17 protein-coding genes are annotated in these 17,835 nt (G+C 67.4%); 7 read left to right on the top strand and 10 right to left on the bottom strand.

All coding sequences use genetic code 11. The annotated features are described in order from the left end of the window. Positions 1-123 precede the first annotated feature (123 nt). The 3 genes from ABZ664_RS11430 to ABZ664_RS11420 all read left to right on the top strand — a co-directional run bounded on the left by ABZ664_RS11430 (position 124) and on the right by ABZ664_RS11420 (position 2,725). Positions 124-579: a GNAT family N-acetyltransferase gene (locus tag ABZ664_RS11430; protein WP_362506689.1), complete on the top strand. Its 456-nt coding sequence runs from the start codon at positions 124-126 to the stop codon at positions 577-579. A gap of 311 nt (positions 580-890) precedes the next feature. Further along, positions 891-1,490 (top strand): dephospho-CoA kinase, encoded by a 600-nt coding sequence (coaE, locus tag ABZ664_RS11425; protein ID WP_362506686.1) that lies wholly within the window; start codon positions 891-893, stop codon positions 1,488-1,490. Positions 1,491-1,546: 56 nt separating this feature from the next. Continuing rightward, positions 1,547-2,725 carry an SLC13 family permease gene (locus ABZ664_RS11420; RefSeq protein WP_362506683.1) on the top strand — a complete coding sequence of 393 codons (1,179 nt, stop codon included), beginning with the start codon at positions 1,547-1,549 and terminating at the stop codon, positions 2,723-2,725. Positions 2,726-2,781: 56 nt separating this feature from the next. On the opposite strand, the gene ABZ664_RS11415 is transcribed toward ABZ664_RS11420, so the two are convergent. The 4 genes from ABZ664_RS11415 to ABZ664_RS11400 all read right to left on the bottom strand — a co-directional run bounded on the left by ABZ664_RS11415 (position 2,782) and on the right by ABZ664_RS11400 (position 4,613). Next, positions 2,782-3,423, bottom strand: a complete 642-nt coding sequence (locus ABZ664_RS11415) for a transposase family protein (protein WP_362507263.1) — start codon at positions 3,421-3,423, stop codon at positions 2,782-2,784. A gap of 64 nt (positions 3,424-3,487) precedes the next feature. Further along, positions 3,488-3,928, bottom strand: coding sequence for a PIN domain-containing protein (locus ABZ664_RS11410; protein ID WP_362506680.1), 441 nt, complete (start codon positions 3,926-3,928; stop codon positions 3,488-3,490). Continuing rightward, the gene (locus tag ABZ664_RS11405) at positions 3,925-4,173 is read right to left on the bottom strand and encodes a type II toxin-antitoxin system prevent-host-death family antitoxin (RefSeq protein WP_362506677.1); all 249 of its coding nucleotides are present in this window, start codon (positions 4,171-4,173) and stop codon (positions 3,925-3,927) included. Before ABZ664_RS11405 ends, ABZ664_RS11410 begins: the two co-directional genes overlap by 4 nt. Before the next feature lie 185 nt (positions 4,174-4,358). Further along, a complete protein-coding gene (locus tag ABZ664_RS11400) occupies positions 4,359-4,613 on the bottom strand; it encodes a DUF397 domain-containing protein (protein ID WP_362506674.1) in 255 nt (84 codons plus the stop codon). Between the two features lie 648 nt (positions 4,614-5,261). On the opposite strand from ABZ664_RS11400, the gene ABZ664_RS11395 reads away from it, so the two are divergent. The 4 genes from ABZ664_RS11395 (at position 5,262) to ABZ664_RS11380 (ending at position 10,914) form a co-directional block, all read left to right on the top strand. Further along, positions 5,262-6,578: a cellulose binding domain-containing protein gene (locus ABZ664_RS11395; protein WP_362506671.1), complete on the top strand. Its 1,317-nt coding sequence runs from the start codon at positions 5,262-5,264 to the stop codon at positions 6,576-6,578. A 279-nt stretch (positions 6,579-6,857) separates the two neighbouring features. Then, positions 6,858-8,183 (top strand): cellulose-binding domain-containing protein, encoded by a 1,326-nt coding sequence (locus ABZ664_RS11390; protein ID WP_362506668.1) that lies wholly within the window; start codon positions 6,858-6,860, stop codon positions 8,181-8,183. 153 nt (positions 8,184-8,336) lie between these two features. Continuing rightward, a complete protein-coding gene (locus ABZ664_RS11385) occupies positions 8,337-9,740 on the top strand; it encodes an endo-1,4-beta-xylanase (protein ID WP_362506665.1) in 1,404 nt (467 codons plus the stop codon). 316 nt (positions 9,741-10,056) lie between these two features. Then, positions 10,057-10,914, top strand: coding sequence for an SAM-dependent methyltransferase (locus ABZ664_RS11380; protein WP_362506662.1), 858 nt, complete (start codon positions 10,057-10,059; stop codon positions 10,912-10,914). A gap of 130 nt (positions 10,915-11,044) precedes the next feature. On the opposite strand, the gene ABZ664_RS11375 is transcribed toward ABZ664_RS11380, so the two are convergent. From ABZ664_RS11375 to ABZ664_RS11350, 6 genes are all read right to left on the bottom strand, one after another. Further along, positions 11,045-11,842 carry a hypothetical protein gene (locus tag ABZ664_RS11375; RefSeq protein WP_362506659.1) on the bottom strand — a complete coding sequence of 266 codons (798 nt, stop codon included), beginning with the start codon at positions 11,840-11,842 and terminating at the stop codon, positions 11,045-11,047. A 315-nt stretch (positions 11,843-12,157) separates the two neighbouring features. Then, positions 12,158-12,700 (bottom strand): dihydrofolate reductase family protein, encoded by a 543-nt coding sequence (locus ABZ664_RS11370; RefSeq protein ID WP_362506656.1) that lies wholly within the window; start codon positions 12,698-12,700, stop codon positions 12,158-12,160. Positions 12,701-12,763: 63 nt separating this feature from the next. Beyond that, positions 12,764-13,945 carry a sigma-70 family RNA polymerase sigma factor gene (locus tag ABZ664_RS11365; RefSeq protein WP_362506653.1) on the bottom strand — a complete coding sequence of 394 codons (1,182 nt, stop codon included), beginning with the start codon at positions 13,943-13,945 and terminating at the stop codon, positions 12,764-12,766. Between the two features lie 55 nt (positions 13,946-14,000). Then, a complete protein-coding gene (locus ABZ664_RS11360) occupies positions 14,001-14,774 on the bottom strand; it encodes a sporulation protein (RefSeq protein ID WP_362506650.1) in 774 nt (257 codons plus the stop codon). Between the two features lie 30 nt (positions 14,775-14,804). After that, positions 14,805-16,055, bottom strand: coding sequence for an SPFH domain-containing protein (locus ABZ664_RS11355; protein WP_362506647.1), 1,251 nt, complete (start codon positions 16,053-16,055; stop codon positions 14,805-14,807). Continuing rightward, positions 16,055-17,701 carry an SPFH domain-containing protein gene (locus ABZ664_RS11350; RefSeq protein ID WP_362506644.1) on the bottom strand — a complete coding sequence of 549 codons (1,647 nt, stop codon included), beginning with the start codon at positions 17,699-17,701 and terminating at the stop codon, positions 16,055-16,057. The genes ABZ664_RS11355 and ABZ664_RS11350 overlap by 1 nt, the downstream gene beginning before the upstream one ends. Between the last annotated feature and the right edge of the window lie 134 nt (positions 17,702-17,835).

Here is a 17,835-nt window from a genome sequence, read left to right as displayed (position 1 = left end):
TGCCGACGGCGCTGACAACGCGGTAGAAGATCGAAGAAAGGGCCCCGCTCCGGCGGGGCCCTTTCCACGTTCCCGGAGCGCTTCCCCTGCCGGGATCTCTCGCCCGGCCGCTAGGGTGGCGCCGTGACCGTGATCGAGTGGGCGGAACCCGAGGACGCGGGCGAGATCCTGACCGTGCAGCGCGCCGCCTACGTGAGCGAGGCCCAGCTCTACGGCGACCCGTTCATCGCGCCGCTCGTGGAGTCGATCGCCCAGGTCCGCAAGGCGGTCGAGACGGCGACCGTGCTCGTCGCCCGCGACGGAGCGCGAATCGTGGGCGCGGTCCGCGGCCGGATGTCCGGCACGACCTGCCTGGTCGGCCGTCTGGTGGTCGCCCCCGACCGGCAGGGCGAGGGCATCGGCGGAGCCCTGCTGGCAGCCCTGCACGAGGAGGCCGCCACGGCGCTCGCCTTCGACCTGTTCACCGGCCATCTGTCGGAGGGCAACCTGCGTCTCTACCGTCGCCACGGCTACCGCGAGACGCGCAGGGAACGGATGACCGACCACCTCACCCTGGTGCACATGCGCAGGGAGCTCTGAGGGCACCCAGGGGCGCCCCGGTACGCCGCTCGGTCTCCCGGAGCGTCCTGTGCTTGAAGGGGCGGCAGGCGTGACCTCCGACGCCAAGAGGGGCGATTCCGGTCTCCTACCCGGGGACCGCCTCGCAGAAGGGATGCGCGGCGGTGGGACTCAGCGATGACGACCGCTTTGCAGGAAGGGCGCGGTGGCGGGGCCGACCGCCCCGTAGGAAGTGGGGAAGGAGAAACGGCGACCCTCGCCCGGCGACCCGATGTGAAGACCTCGTCGCCGACCGCACCGGAGCACGGCCGGTACGGCGTATGCTGCGGATCATGTTGATGGTGGGGCTTACCGGTGGCATCGGATCTGGCAAGAGCGAGGTCTCCCGGAGGCTGGGCGCCCGTGGTGCCGTGATCATCGACGCCGACAAGATCGCCAGAGAGGTGGTCGAGCCGGGAACCCCCGGGCTGGCGCGCGTGACCGGAGTCTTCGGCACGGGCATCCTGCGCGAGGACGGCTCACTCGATCGGGAGAAGCTCGGCTCGATCGTCTTCTCCGACTCCGAGAAACTCGCCTCGCTCAACGCCATCGTCCACCCCCTCGTCGGCGCGCGGGTCGCCGAGCTGCAGGAGCAGACTGCCCCCGGCAGCATCGTGATCTACGACGTGCCGCTGCTGGCGGAGAACAAGCTCGCCCCCATGTACGAGGTGGTGATCGTCGTCGACGCCTCCGACGAGGTGCGCGTGGCCCGGCTGGTCGAGCTGCGCGGCATGAGCGAGCAGGACGCGAGGGCGAGGCTCGCGGCCCAGGCGACCCGCGAGGAGCGGCTGGAGATCGCCGACATCGTGGTGCCGAACGAGGGGACCCTGGAGGAGTTGGAGGCCCGGATGGACGGCCTCTGGTCCGACCTGACGGCCCGCGCCGCCGACTGAGCCCGGTCCTCCTCCTGGAGCGATCCGCCCAGGTGAGGCGTGCGATCATTTCCGATGTGCTGCGACAACTGCACCTCCTGGACTGGATCCGGCTCGCGCTGCTGGGCCTCGGACTCCTGTTCGTCGCGACCGGCCTGCTTCCCCTGCTGGAGGCCGAGAGCCAGATGGAGCGGATCGCGCCCATCCTGCTCTTCCTCGCCGCGGTGGTCGTTCTCGCCGACCTCGTCAAGGAGGCCGGGCTCTTCGACGTGATCGCGACCCGGCTGGCGATGCTGGGCGGCGGTGGGTACGCCGTCCTCTTCCTGCTCTGCACGACCTTCGCGTCGCTGGTCACCATTTTCCTGAACCTGGACACCACCGCGGTACTGCTGACGCCCGTGATGCTCGCCCTCGCGGCCAGGACCGGGATCGCCGCGCTGCCGCTGGCCATGACGACCCTGTGGCTGGCCAACACCGCCAGCCTGCTGCTGCCGGTCTCGAACCTGACGAACCTCCTGGTCCTGGGACGGGTGGAGATGTCCACCCGCGAGTTCGCGGGAAGGCTCTGGATCCCCCAGCTCGTCGCGATCGCGATCACCATGATCTTCCTGTGGGCCTTCTTCTGGCGCCGAGGCCGGCGCGGCGCCGATCGCTACACCCCGCCGATCCCCGAGCCCGTCGCGGATCGGGTGCTGTTCGGAATCGCGGCCGGGGTCTGCGTACTGTTCGTCGCCGCGATCCTCCTGGAACTGCCGATCCAGTTCGCCGCCCTGGCTGGGGCGGCCCTGATGGTCGCCGCCTTCGCCTGGCGGGACCGTGCCAAGCTCACCTTCGCCCTGTTCCCCTGGCAGCTGCTCGTCTTCGTATTGGGCCTGTTCCTGGTGGTGCCCACGCTGAGTCGGCACGGCCTGGCCTCGGTGATGGGCACCCTGATCGGGACCCACGCGGGTGATGGAGCCTATGGAGTGGCGGCCGTCGGCGCGGTGCTGTCCAACCTGATCAACAACCTGCCCGCCTACACCGCCGTGGAGCAGGTCATCCCCGTCGGCGACCGGGAAACGCTGTTCGCCCTGCTCATCGGCACCAACGTCGGCGCGGTGATCACCCCGTGGGCCTCCCTCGCCACCCTGCTCTGGTTCGAGTGGTGCCGCCGCAGGGGAGTGCGGGTGCCGATACGCACCTTCGTGCTGGCGGGGACCGCACTGGTCGTGGTGGCCGTCCCGGCCACCGTGGCGGCCCTGCTGCTCACCGCCTGAAAGGCGTACGGCTTGCCGACGCCGCCTGAGGAGGAAAAAGGTTCCTTGAACGTATTTCATCCCGATTCGCGGGCTTGGAGAACGCAGATGGCTTTGATGAGCTGACCTGCGCGAAGGGGACAACAGCGTAGTTTCCGTAGGATGCGCCAGGTCTTCAGCACCGCATTGGTCCGCTCGCCGGGGCCGCAGAACTTGGCGTGGGCGAAGTTGGCCGCCTTCTGCGAGGCGGGCTTCTTCCTCCCTTCGTACGGCACCAGCACCCGCCGACCAGCGCCGATGTAGGCCTTATCGGCAAGGGTGATCAGTCCGGCGCTCTCCAGACGCCGGATGATGCCCCAGATCCGCGCCCCCGTCAGGTCGTGCACGAACCCTGGAAGGGAGCCCGACGTCCACAACGGCGTACCGTCCGGAGCGGCGACGATTTGGACGTTCATGCCGTGATGGTGGTGTTTTCCGGAGTAGTACGGTCGGTCGGCGGCGACCCGCTCGATCGGGATGAGCGTGCCGTCCAAAACGACGAAGGCGTATCCGGTGCGCTTGGCCGTGCGCAGCGCCTGGTCCAAAGTGGGCGAACGTCGCGCGAGCAACGTCTCCCCCTTGCGCAGGTGGACTCCGACCAGCAGTGCCTGCTGTCCGGGGTTGAGCCGGCGCCAGGTCGAACCGTTGTTACCAGCGACAGTAGCCGTCAACCTGGAGATGCTCCTGCGATCGAGGAGAGCGTCGTGACGATTTGGGCTGACCGACTCGACGCTGTCGATCTCATCAAATGTCGTCGGGCAGGAGCCGGAAGCATTCGTGGCCGGTGAGCGGGCGGATCGCGCGGAAGTGTTCACGATCAAGAGTGAAGAGGGCGTCGGTCCGGAACTCGGCTGCCAGAGCCACGTTCATCGCGTCGGTCAGGCCGATGTTCATCGTCCGGTAGCGAGTCATGAGCGCGCCGGCGGTGCGCAGATGCGGTGACACCTCGGGTACTTCGTATCGTTTCACGTCGATTCTGCCCATGATGTGGTCGAGGACTGCGAAAGCGGCATGCTGGCCGATCCTGCTCGTGATCAGATAGTCGAGCTCGGCCAGGACAAGTGGAGAGATGACCAGATGGCCCACCTGTGCGCGGGCTTTGACGCAGGCGACGTGCTCGGCGTCCTGGCGGTTGAAGGTCGCCAGCAGAGCGGAGGTGTCAGCGATGGCCACAGGCACGTTCACCGGCCGAAACCCTCGGCAAGGAAAGCGTCGGTGCGTGCTGACAGATCGGCAGGCCCGTCGAACAGGGGAAGATCGTCCTCGCCCATGGGGTCGGTGGGGAACGGGAATGGTGGCTCGGCCTGGTGGGCGGGTACCAGGGTGGCGATGTGGCGGCCGTTCTTGGTGACGGCGACCGTCTCTCCGTGCTCGGCGGCGGCGAGGATCCGGGCGGACTGCTGGTTGAACTCGCGGGCTGTGGCTTCCATGTTCCCATGGTACTACTTATGTACTACATTGGAGTGAGTCTGCGGATGCATTGATTTCCGCTGCCTGGAGGGCGTACGCACGTCTGATCGCTGAAAATGATCGAGGGTGCGATTCTCGGCCAAGAGCGTTGCTCCGGATCGAACTGTCGAGAGCGGTCTCGCCGGTCAGTCGAACCGGCCCGCCCTCACCGCATTGAGGAAGTTTTGCCACTCGCCTGAGGTCCTGAGGTGAAGGAGAGGGTTGGGTCTGCGGGATTTTTGCTGTCGTGGACGGCGACGACCTCGGGGAGGTTTCCGGCGATTTCGACGCAGCTTTCACCGCTCTCGCCGCTGAGGGAACTCTTCTCCCAGGCAGCCTCGGAGAAATGGGGCTCGATCGGCTCTGTGCGACCCCTTGCCCACCTCGATGTATGCCACGTGGAGCTTGAGTTTCTCGACATGGAAGCTGGGTGAATGCGAGCTTTGCCGTGAACAATCATGGTTTCTGATTAGTCGGTCAATCCGCCCATGCGGCCATCCCCATGAAAGGCAGTTTCGCGGGGTTTATTCAACGATGTTAGGCCTCTCAACATAAGCGTATTCATTGAGATAGCGATTTGTGGTTCTTCAACGCCATGACCTGCATTCTCGTTGTTGGACGGGGTCGCCCGTCGGCGCCTCGCGATGAAAGTTTCACCCCGCCGGCCGTATCCACGCATGAACCCCACGCCCTTGCTTGACAGCCCGGCTTTCCCGCGCCTACCGTAACGCGCAATCCGACGCGCTGAAATGCTAGCGTTAACAATCACCGACCTTACTTTGGAGATATAGCCAGGACCGTGATCGGCCGGTGTGCCGATTTGCCGATGGCGCGTGCCGAATCATGATGTCGGTGCTGCTTTCTCCGATGATTGCCGCCGTGTGCGAGAAACGTGCGGCAAAGGTTCGACGGCCGATTTGGTCCGCCGGGCTGAACCCCCCCACCACAGGCCGGCAACGGCCTGCGCGCAGACCCTGGTGTGCCGTCATCGGCACCTCGGTGCCTGGTCCGAGAGGAAGGAGTGAGGGTTTCCAGCCATGTCGTCGAGACCAAATCCAGAGAAGGCAACGTGATCTCACGAACTCAGTCCATTTTCGCCGCTGCCGGTATCGCGGTGCTCCTCGTCCTGGTCCAGGTTCACGCGGCGCTGAGCCACAGCGCCGGCACCACCTCGTCCGGCGGCCTGGCCGCGATGGCCCCGACCGCCGGGTGCGGCAAGGCGCCGACCCTGCGCAGCGGCACCTACTCGATCCAGAACAACGGCAAGAACCGCTCCTACATCCTGCGGATTCCCGACGGCTACGACAACAACCGCCCCTACCGGCTGATTTTCGGGTTCCACTGGCTGAACGGCACCGCGACCGACGTGGCGACCGGGCAGACCGTCCAGCGCGACGTATGGGCCTACTACGGGTTGCAGAGGCTGGCCGACAACAGCGCCATCTTCGTCGCACCCCAGGGGCTCAACAACGGATGGGCCAACTCCGGTGGCGAGGATGTCACCTTGGTCGACAACATCCTTCGGCAACTCGAAGCCGATCTGTGCGTCGACACCTCCCAGCGTTTCGCGCTGGGATTCAGCTACGGCGGGGCGATGTCCTACTCGCTGGCGTGTTCCCGTCCCACCGTCTTCCGCGCCGTCGCGGTGCAGTCCGGCGGGCAGCTCAGCGGCTGTAGCGGCGGCACCCAGCCCATCGCCTACCTCGGAATCCACGGGATCAGGGACTCGGTCCTCGGCGTCGGCAGCGGCCGGTCTCTGCGGGACACGTTCGTCCGCAACAACGGATGCACCGCGCAGAACCCTCCCGAGCCCAGCCAGGGCAGTCTGACGCACCGCGTCACCACCTACTCCGGGTGCCGGGCGGGTTATCCGGTCGCCTGGGCCGCCTTCGACGAAGGCCACATCGCCGCCCCGCAGGACGGCGCCCCCGGTGACAGCGGCTCCAGGACATGGGTGCCGGCAGAGGTGTGGAAGTTCTTCACGCAGTTCTCCTCCACCGCCACTCCCTCACCAAGTCCGTCGCCGAGCGCCACCCCAAGCCCGTCACCAAGCCCCACACCTGGGATAGGGGCCTGCCGGGTGGCGTACACGATGAACAGCTGGAACAACGGTTTCACCACCGCCATCAGCATCACCAACACCGGCTCGACGGCGTTGAACGGCTGGTCCCTGAGCTTCACCCTGCCCTCGGGCCAGGCCATCACCAGCGGCTGGAACGCTACCTACAGTCCCACCACCGGCACCGTGAACGCGACCAATGTCGGCTACAACGCCGCCCTGGCCCCCGGGGCCAGCCTTGAGATCGGCTTCCAGGCCACCCACAGCGGCAACACTTCCAAACCCAGCTCCTTCACCCTCAACGGCAATACCTGCACCACCGCCTGACCCGGTCACCAGCGGCGAGGGGATGGGAGCCAACGCCCCATCCCCTCGCCAGGGCACCGTGGCAGGCCGGGGTGACCGTTCGTCGCGACGACGCATGGCCTCGCCTTCTGACTGGGCGAGGGAACCCCGTACCACGTGGAACAGTCCGCCCTCCCGGTCGCCGGGCGGCCCGCAGGCGAGCAGCGGAACCTCGGCCACCGCCGTAGCGAGTCCTCGGCCGGGGTTCCGCGATGACGCTTTCTTCCTGCGGAACGCCATGTCTCGAGATTGGAATGATCGATGCGACACCTCACTTCCCTCCGCCTGCGGTTAAAGCCGTCGGCAGCCGTCGCAGCCGCGCTGTTGATGGTCGGTGCCGGTGTGGCCGGTACGCACATCGCGTCGGCGTCGGCGTCGGCGTCGGCGGCCGGATGCCGGGTCAGTTACACGGTCACCAGCCAGTGGCAGGGCGGCTTCGGCGCGAGTGTGAACGTCGACAACCTCGGGGACCCGATCAGCGGCTGGAGGTTGACCTGGTCGTTCCCCGCAGGGCAGACCATCACCCAGCTGTGGAACGGCACCGTCGTCCAGTCCGGGGCGCAGGTCACGGTGACGAACGCCCCCTACAACGGCAGCATCCCCAGTGGAGGCAGCACGAGCTTCGGTTTCAACGGAAGCTGGAACGGCTCCAACCCGGTGCCGTCCAGTTTCGCCTTGAACGGCGTGACCTGCACCGGCGTCATCGCCTCGCCCACCCCGACGCCCACTCCCTCTCCGACACCGACCCCCACTCCAACCCCCACGCCGACGCCGACTCCCACGCCGACCCCGACTCCCGACCCTTCCAACCGGCCGCTCATCGAGAACAACTTCCCGGTCACGCGGGAGGGGGCGTACGGCACCAACCGCTACACCGTGTACAGACCGACGAATCCGGCGGCCCTCGGGCGCGCCATGCCCGTGCTGCTCTTCGGTAACGGGGCGTGCGCCCACACCAACGGGAGCGAGGTCGTCCGAGCGCTGACGTTCATCGCGGCCCGCGGAATCGTCGTGGTGAACACCGCGTCGGTCGACAACTCGCCGAACGGGGTGGCGAGCGGTTCTCCGATACCGTCGCTGCTGACCGACGGTATCGGCTGGGCCGAACGGGAGAACGCCCGCACCGGCTCACCGCTCTACCAGCGCCTCGACCTGTCCAGGGTCGCCACGGCCGGCCACTCCTGTGGAGGACTGGAAGCGCTGATCGCCGCTCAGGACCAGCGGGTCAAGAGTGTCGTCTCACTGGACAGCGGACTCTTCGCGGACGGCTCGTTCGGATATCCGCGTTCGGAACTGTCCAAGCTGCACACCCCGGCGATGTTCATGCACGGCGGTCCCTCCGACATCGCCTACGACAACAGCCGGGCCAACTACGACCTCACACGGGTCCCTTCCGTGCTGGCCGAGCATCCGCAAGCCGGTCACGTCGGGTTCATCACCGGCGCGCAGATGAACGAGGGCATGACCGCGGTGGTCCAGTTCCTGGACATGACCCTCAACGACAACGCCACGGCACGCGCCTACATCCTCAGCCCGTCGGGACTGGCGGCGAGGGCCCCCTGGACGGTTCGCAACAAGAACTTCTGACCCGCTTACCCGCACCGCCGACCGCTGATCCCAAGGGAGCGAGAGCGAGAATTCGGCCCCGGCCGCCGATGGACACGGCGACCGGGGCCGAGACGCCGTACACATGGACGCTCCGCGACCTTCCGCATCGTCAGTCCAGTCATGGAGGCAGGCATGAGCTCGCACGCGTTACCCCCCTCCCGAACCCGCGGACGTTTCCGTGGCCTGCGACGCGCGTTGCTGGCCACAGCGGTCGGAATCCTCGGCATGGTCTCCGCGCAGACGATGCCGCTCCCGGCCGACGCGGCCGCGTCCACGCTGGCCGCTGCGGCCCAGCAGAGCGGTCGCTACTTCGGCACCGCGATCAGTGCGGGCAAGCTCGGTGACTCGGCGTACACCACGATCGCGAACCGTGAGTTCGACATGATCACCGCCGAGAACGAGATGAAGATCGACGCCACCGAGCCGAGGCGGGGCCAGTTCACCTTCACCAGTGGCGACCGCATCTACGACTGGGCGGTGCAGAACGGCAAGCGGGTGCGCGGGCACACCCTGCTCTGGCACCCCGGCCAGCCGACCTGGATGCAGTCGCTCTCGGGCAGCAGCCTTCGTCAGGCGATGATCGACCACATCAACGGTGTGATGAACCACTACAGGGGCAAGATCTACGCCTGGGATGTGGTGAACGAGGCCTTCGCCGACGGTAACTCCGGTGGGCGGCGTGACTCCAACTTCCAGCGCACCGGCAACGACTGGATCGAGGTCGCCTTCCGCACCGCGCGGGCCGCGGACCCGGCCGCCAAGCTCTGCTACAACGACTACAACATCGACAACTGGAGCTGGGCCAAGACCCAGGCCGTCTACAACATGGTCCGCGACTTCAAGGCGCGCGGCGTGCCGATCGACTGCGTGGGCCTGCAGTCGCACTTCAACAGCGGCAGCCCGTACAACAGCAACTACCGCACCACCATCTCCAGCTTCGCCGCCCTCGGCGTGGACGTACAGATCACCGAGCTGGACATCCAAGGTGCCCCCGCTCAGACCTACGCCAACGTGGTCAACGACTGCCTGGCCGTGGCGCGCTGCACTGGCATCACCGTGTGGGGCGTCCGCGACCAGGACTCCTGGCGTTCGAGCGACACTCCGCTGCTCTTCAGCGGCAGTGACAAGAAACCCGCCTACAACGCCGTCCTGGACGCACTCAACGCCGCCGATCCGAACCCCACCCCCACAGCGACTCCCACACTGACTCCAAAATCCACACCGACTCCCCGGGCCGGCCAGTGCTCGGCGACGATGCGGACGAACGACACCTGGCCGGGTGGCTTCCAGTCGACGGTGACGGTCAGCGCGGGCAGCGCGCCGATCAACGGGTGGACCGTGCGGTGGACCTGGCCAGGCGGGCAGACCGTCAGCAGCCTGTGGAACGGCCGGCACACCGCGTCCGGCTCCAGCGTGACCGTCCGCAACGCCGCCTACAACGGCTCCGTCGCGGCGGGTGCCTCGACCACCTTCGGCTTCATCGCCCACGGCACGGCGGCCACCCCGCCGATCACCTGCGAGGGCCTGACGGGATGAACCCCGGCTCGGCGGCGAGAGCACCCCTCCGCCGGAGACGAAGCCGTTTCAACGGTCACGGGCCGTACCCGGTGAACAATGAAACGGTTCAATCGAATCGCGAAGGATGACATTCTTTGGGAGCTTGATGTAGTTATGGGCTATATGCGCCGGAGGTAGGTTCATCGGATCGCCCCCGCCCATTAGTCGTGAGCATCAACGCAGGCCGTCAGTAGATACGCATAAGCGGCGAACTGGTTGGTAACGGGCTACAGTGTGCGAGTCGCGTTCTGTATCGACGGCCGCGTCGATACAGGCATATCTTCGAGGAGCATCAATGGCCGATTCCATCAACCGAGTAAGTGCTCAGGCGGCCGATGCCAATGCGCCCGGCGCGCGAATCGACCCGACGATCCCTCACCCGGCACGCGTATATGACTATCTCCTGGGCGGCAAAGACCACTTCGCCGCCGACCGCGAGGTGGGGGAGCAGCTCGCCAAGCTTTCACCTGGCACGCGAGAGGGGGTACGCGCCCATCGGGCGTTTCTCGGCCGAGCCGTACGTTATCTCGCCGAAAACGCTAAAATGGCCCAATTTCTAGACATCGGCACCGGCATCCCCACGCAGGGGAACACCCACGAGATCGCTCAGCAGGTCAATCCAGCAGCTCGCGTGGCGTACGTGGACAACGATCCCATCGTCCTGGCGCATGGACGTGCCCTGCTGGCGAGCAGCGAAGAAGGCATGACCACGGTGATCGAGGCGGACCTGCGGGATCCGGATCGGATCCTGTCGCATCCGGAGATCACCGAAGTCATCGACTTCACCCGGCCGGTGGCGCTCATCATGGCCGGTGTCCTGCACTTCATCACCGAGGAAGAAAAACCCTACGAGCTGGTCGAGCGATACAAGGCGGCCATCCCCTCGGGTAGCCAGATGCTGGTGTCGCACATCACACTCGACTTCGCACCGAAGGTGCCCAAAGAGGAATTCACCAAGCCCTATGACAAGAGTACGGCGCCCATGGTTCCCCGAACTCACGCGCAGGTGACGGAATTCTTCCGGAGCTGGACGATGGTGCCTCCCGGGCTCGTCGAAGTGGTCACCTGGCGGCCGGACGAGGACGAATACCAGGAACCGATTCCCGGCGGCGGCCACGCGTGGGCCTACGGTGGCCTGGCCGTAAAGCCGTAGGACTTCGCGAGCGGTCACGTCGAATGACCGCCCGCACATCGACCCACGCCGCCATCTGTCAGCCGTCGTCCCGAGGGGATGCCGTCGTGATGGCGGAAACCTCGAAAACCCAGAGAGTCCAGGAAGTCGGTTACGAGACCTTGGCGGAAGGAGCCGTCCAGGTCTTGCAGGACCCGGGGTTGGCGGTGGAGTAGCCCCGCTTGGTCCAGTGGACGAGATTGGCGCCCTTGCCGAAGTAACCGGGCTTGCCCTTGGGGTCGGCCTCGGCCTTGGCGAGGTCCAGCAGGCGGCGGGCGTCCTTGGCGGGGTAACCGAGGGCGGACCACACACTCCTCGCGGTCACTCCGCCCAGGCACTGCGCCTGGAGGCTGTAACGGCGGAGCTGCTCCTGGATCTCGTCGTCGCCGTCGGCGTGCAGGGCGTTGTAGCCCTCCCTGATATCGACCAGGCTCTGCACGTACTCACCGTAGACAGAGCTCAGCTCCGCGAGGATCGGGAGATCGTCGGATGCCTTGATCCAGTCAGGGCGAATATGCACGGAGAAGCCGACCCCGAAGCAGGTGACGGCCTCCGACTTGGCCGGGTCCATCTTGGCCCCGAAACAGTAGCGCTCGGACTTCGCCGACAAAGGGGCTCCGGTCATGTCCAGCATGGGCGGCACGAACGAGAAGTGGGCCTCCTTCAGGTAGGGGCTCCAGGTGTCGTTCATGCAGGTGACGAGCGCTTTGACGTGCCTCTTCACCGAGGCGAGGCTCTTGCCCTTGGCAGGTTTCCTCGCGCAGCTCGCGGCGGGGAGCTTACCGGCGGAGTAAAGGGGGTTGCCGGTCAGGAGCGGGGCGTCCTCGACCGGATATGCGAAGGCGGTGGCCGTACCGGGGAAAAACAGAATGAAGGCGACGGCCATCGCCATGATCACGCGAATTTTCATAGTCACTGACATTAGGGCATATGACAGCACTTGATTAGCTAATTTACGGCTTATCGAGGTGGGCCGGACAATGCCTTACACCTGGCTTCCCTGTGACGGTCGGACCCGGCGCGACACTCCCGGACGTCACTCGCTACGGCGTGAAACAAGCCTTCTCGCTGTACGACGACTGGCTCGACGACCCCGAGCGCCAAGCTCTCATGCTCGGCGCCCAGCGTCGCCCGGAGGCGGTTCCCTTGTCGGTGGCCACCTGCTCACCCTCGCCCGCAAGGCCGCTTGATCAGGGGCGATGGCGCGGACCTCACCGAGGATGGCTCAGCCGACGACGCGGAACCGGATGCTCGTCGCGTGCGGCACGTGGGTCAGCTCGATACGCTCCAGCCTGACGTTGGTCCCGCCCGGGCGGTCGAACAGCCGGACACCGTCGCCCAGCAGGACGGGCGCGACGAACACGAGGATCTCGTCGAGCATCCCCGCCTCAAGGCACTGCCGGGCGATGTCGGCGCCGAGGATGTTGACGTACTTCTCACCCGCGGCGGCCTTGGCCGCGGTGACGCCGCTGTCGAAGTCACCGACGAAGGTGATCCCCGGCACCGGCGTGTCCGGGATGTGGTGGGTGAGCACGAACTGCGGTCCGCTCCATCCTCCGCCGAACGCCTTGCCCTCGCTGTCCGTGCCCTTGTGAGGGTCGTCGCCGCCGAAGGTGCGGTTCCCGATGAGAAGCGCGCCGATCTCGCCGATGAGCCTGTCGGCCGTCGGGTTGGGGCCGAGGTGCTCGGTCAGCCAGGACATGTCACCGCCAGGACCGGCGATGAAGCCGTCCAGCGACATGGTGACCGAATACAGCGTCTTGCCCATGAGGTGCCTCCGTCAGGATCGGTTTTGGGTGACCTGTCCTGAGACGGGGGATCGCGCGAAAACTCATCGGTGTTCTGGAGAGAGCGTCGTGGGCAGGGCGAACGTCGCGAACAGGCCGGGGTCGTGGAAGGCGACGATCTCCGCGATCCGGTCGTCCTCGATCCGCAGCACGGAGATCCCGAAAGCGCGGTGGGCGGGCTCGCCGGGGCCTCGTACGTAGGCCGCCACGGCCGGTTGCCGGTTGGCCCGGACGGGGAGCATCCGGAACCGGCCCACGTATTCGGGCGAGCCTGCGTCCCAGCTCGCCGCCAGTGCCGCCACGACCGCGTCACGACCCCTGAACCACGTGGGCCACGGCGGCATCTCCGTCCTTACGTCCTCGGCGAGCAGGTCGGCGATCGCGGTGAGGTCGGCGCGCTCCATCGAGTCCATGTAGCGGCGCAGCACCGCCCGCTCCCGCTCGGTGGGTTCGGCCGACGGCGCCCAGTCCAGGCGGCGTTCCGGCAGGTGCTCCTTGAGCGTCGCCCTGGCCCGCTGCAGCGCGCTGTTCACCGAGGCCACGCTGCCCTCCAGTAGCGCCGCGACCCGCTTGGCGGGCCAGCCGAGCACGTCGCGCAGGATCAGCGCCGCCCGCTGCCGGGGCGGCAGGTGCTGGAGCGCGGCGAGGAACGCCAGCTCGATCGTCTCCCTGGTGACGGCCACGGAGTCCGGCTCGGCCTCGCCGGGCGCGACCGGCTCCCAGAGCCGGTCGGGGTAGGGCTGCAGCCACGCGATGTCGGCCGGGGGCGAGAGCGCGGCGCTCGGATCCGACGGCCCGGCCAGGTGGCGGGGGAGGACCCGGTGGGCCCGGCCGTCGAGGGTGTCGAGGCACGCGTTCGTCGCGATCCGGTACAGCCAGGTCCGAAGCGTCGAGCGCCCCTCGAAACCGCCGAGGCCCTTCCAGGCGCGCAGGAACGTCTCCTGCACCAGGTCCTCCGCCTCGTCGAACGAGCCCAGCATCCGGTAGCAGTGCACGCGCAGCTCACCCCGGTGACGCTCGACGAGCGCGGTGAACGCGGACTCGTCGCCCGCCCGTGCGGCGGCCACCGTCTCGTCGCCGTCACCCGCGCCCACCCGGCCGCCCTTCGTCCCCGTCCCGGCCGTCGGCCGGTCTTTGGCGGGAACCCTACGCCAGGTGGGACGACGTCGCGGCTCGGCGCTTCCCGCGCACGGTACGAAGTGCCCCCACGCGTTCCGTACGAACACACGAAACGGGTGTGCCCCGGCGGACCGGGGCACACCCGCACGTGCGCGAGGGAGGCTAGAACCAGCCGCGCCGCTGGGCCATGGCCTGCAGGCCGGCGCGCAGCGACTGCTCGACCTGGCCGGGGTGGTCGTTGTAGTGGACGGTGAAGCGGCTGTAGGTGTCGTGGCTGGAGGACAGGAAGCCGCCGCGCTTGTCGGCCTCCAGGATGACGTCCATCGACTGGGGGCCGGAGATGAAGGTGAGCTCAAGCTCGTTGAAGTGACGGTGGTACTCGCCGCCGGCGTAGTACTCGATCTCCTGGAAGAACGGCATCCGCGAGCCGTGCAGGGTGCCCCGCTCCAGGTCGGCCTTCTTGAAGCGGAAGCCCATCCGGTCCAGCGCGCCGAGCAGGTGGTCCTGGGCGGGCAGCGGGTTGACGAACAGCGGGTCGAGGTCGCCCTTGTCGAGCGCGCCGGCGAGGGCGAGCTCGGTGGAGACGCCGAGCTTCATACCGTGCAGCGGGTGGCCGCCGACGGCGCTGATCGGGGTCTCCCAGGGGACCTGGATCTGGAAGGGGGCCGACTGCGGGGCGCCCGCGGCGAGGTGGAACGGCCCGGTGATCTGCTGGCGCAGGAAGCTGTACGTCGACTTGTACTCGTTGTCGCCGCTCTCGACCTCGACCACGGCGGTGAAGTCGATGAAGATGCCCTCCACCTTGTAGTCGGAGCCGCCTCCGCGGAAGTTGACCTGCCCGCGCAGGACCTCGCCGGGCCGCACGTGCGAGTTCTGCAGCACGGTGTCGACCTCGACACCGGCGCCGAACGCGGCCATCAGCTTACGGAACACCATCTGTACTCCTGGGGTCTGGAGAATTTCTCATCAGGGGATTTGACTCTGTGGCTTGGTCTGGCCGTTGCCGTTGCTCAGCTCGGGCAGGATCTGGGCCAGAAGCATGGTGGACAGCACGGAGGGGTCGCCGGAGGCGCCGGAGGTGCGGACGACGACGGGACGCGGGGCGCTGTCGGCGAGCTTGGCGCCCACGTCGAGCCTGCGGCGGGCCAGCTCGTACTGGAGCACCGCGCGGTTGTCGCGGTAGGAGTCGGCGAGCCTGCGCAGCCCCTTCGCCTCGTTCTCGGCGGAGGTGAGCTCGGCCCGGCCCTTCGCCTCGATCTCCCAGCGCACCCGCTGCGCCTCGGTCTCGTGCTCCTCCAGCATGCGGGCGACGTCCTTACGCGCGGTGTTGGCGGCTGCTCTGACCTCGACGATACGCGCGTCCCGCGTCTTTTTGGAACGTTCGATCTCCATCAGGAGGGTGTCGATCCTGCGCTTGCGGGTGAGCTCCCACTCGCGCTCGAAGGCCGACAGCTCCTTGGCGACCTTCTCGCGGGTGGCGAGGTGCTGCTGGTACTGGTCGGGCAGCTGCACGTCGGGGATGTTGGCGCCGGTGATGCGCACGCCGTACCGGCCGAGCTGGCGGGTGAGGAGCTCCTGCATGTCGCCGACGTCGGAGCCGCGCAGGTCGTAGGCGCGCTCGGTGTTCACCCGGCGGCTGCGCTGGCGGATGGCGTCCTGTACGGCGCTGCTGAGCACCAGGTCGAAGTTGCCGGCGCCGATCGTACGGACGAAGGCCACCGGGTCGACGATGCGGAACTTCAGGAAGAACTCGATCGACTTGAGCGGGACGTTCTCCGCCGTCGGGCAGGCCACGATCGGCGCGGAGTAGGGGATCTCGGTGGAGGTGTCGACCACCGCGTCCACCCGGTCCCACGGCAGCCACAGGTAGTGGCGCCCGGGGGGCAGCGTGCCGACGATGGCGCCCCACCGGCTGCGCACGCCCGTGGTGCCCTCCTCGATCTCGATGATCGCCCGGCGCCACAGCCACACCAGCGCCACGATCAGTGAGAACACCGCTCCGATCGCGGCCAGGAAGGAGAGCGCCCCTCCGGCGAACGCCGCCGTACCGGCGAGGTACAGGGAGAAGAAGAGGAGTGTCACCCAGGCGAAGCCGCGGCGGTCCTTGGGGATCACCACGGGGACCAGCTGGCCGGACTCTCCGCCGCGCAGCAGCTGGCGGATCTCCGACCAGGAGGCGAGGGATTCCTTGATCTTGGAGAACTCTCTGCCGCTCATCAGACCTCTTCTTCCTGCGCGACGCGTCCCGCGACGGGGACGGGGATGGGGACGGTGGTGTCGGCGGGCGGGTTGAGAAGGGAGCTGATCTCCGCCCCGCGCCTCTCGACGCGGTCGCCGATCTCGGTCATCCGTGCCCTGATCGCGGCCATGTCCGCCTGGGAGAACAGCTGGGCCTCGGGGTTGCCGACCAGCTGCCTGGCGAGGGTGAGCAGGTCGATGTCGACGGTGTCGCCGACCTGCACCAGGCGGGGCAGGTGCGAGGCGACGGACTCCAGCTTGTCGAGCAGGTCCTGCTGGAAGCGGTAGTCGAGGATCTCCGGCGCCTCGGCGGCGCTCAGCGAGCGGATGTCCAGCGCCTGGGCCTCCAGCAGTGCCGCGTTCGCCTTCGCGGTGGACTCCGCCTCCACCAGCCGCTGGCCGCCCTGGGCCTTGGCCTGGTGGGAGGCGCGCTCCAGCGCGGTGTCGATCCTGGCCTGGTGCCCGGCGATCTCGGCGTGGATGGCCGACAGCTGCTCCTGCAGCCCGGCGAGCTCCCTGATCAGGTCGCCCTCGTTCTGCTCCTTGCGCAGCTGCAGCTCGTACTCGTAGGTGTACGCCTCCTTCGCGACCCTGATCATCTCGGGAGCGGCGAGGTCCATCCGGTACTCCTGGCTGGAGGGCTCGGCGTGCGTGATGTTGACGTCGGTGAGCCGCACGGCGGGCAGGAACTGATGGTTGAGGCTGTCCAGCATGCCCATGGTGCTCTCGCCCACCAGGTCGTAGATCTCCTCGGCGCGCTGGGCGTAGATGAGGGAGCGGGTGACCTCGCTGATGGCGTTCTGCAGCTTGGCCTGAAAACCGCTCACCGAGCCGAGCACGAAGATGAACTCGGCGGGGTTCTCGATCCGGAACTGCAGGAACAGGTCGACGCTCGCCTTGACTCCCTGCTGGGTGGGAGCCTCGCGGATGGGGGCGTTGAAGGGATACTCGCGGGTGGTGTTGACGATGTAGCTGACCCGCTTCCACGGGTTGAACAGCGTCACCCGGCCGGGTTCGGCGATGGTCACGAGCTTGCCGAACTTCGTGATCAGTGCCTTGCACCCTTCGGGCACCATGACCACGCTCCTGCGCCACCACAGGAACGCCGCGGCCAGCACCAGCACGGCCCAGTAGTGCGGGCCGAACAGCACGCGGAAACCGTCGGGCAGCCCGGTGGCGACGAGCCCGACCAGGCCGAGCCCGGCCAGTACGACGAGCGGGACGACCACCCTGGCGGTGGTGCTCTTGGGGATGACCACGGGGGAGATGACGTGGACCGGCTCCCCGGCCGGGCCCCTGCCGCTGAAGCTCTGGTTGACGATCTCCCCGGCCTCGTTGAGGGCGGCGCTGCGGGCCTCGATGATCGTGCCCATGGAGGAACCCTGATCACGGGCGGCCATGAAGTCGGAGGGGTTGAGCGCGAAGCCCTTGTCGCCGACGGACTCGGTGCCTCTGGCCTGCCTCTGTCCGGTGACCTGCTCGGCCACCTGCCCGGCGTACTGCCCCGCGGACTGGCCGGCGTACTGCCCCACGGCCTGTCCGACCACCTGGCGCACGTCGCCTCCCTGTCCTATGGCTTGCGCCGCGGCTCTCGCGTACTGCATGGCTTCTCTTGGGCGGGACATCACACCTCCAGGTTCGGGATACGTCGAGAGCTCGATATATCACGCTTTGTGATCGTTGGCACGCGGGACAGTAAAGGGGACCCCACTTGCGGATCGCTTGCCACGCGGTTGACACCTGCCCACTCGTACGTGGA

Source organism: Streptosporangium sp. NPDC006930, from assembly GCF_040635605.1.
Classification (GTDB): Bacteria; Actinomycetota; Actinomycetes; order Streptosporangiales; family Streptosporangiaceae; genus Streptosporangium.
The sequence above is the reverse complement of the archived record's forward strand: the minus strand, read 5'-3'. Positions and strand labels throughout refer to the sequence as shown.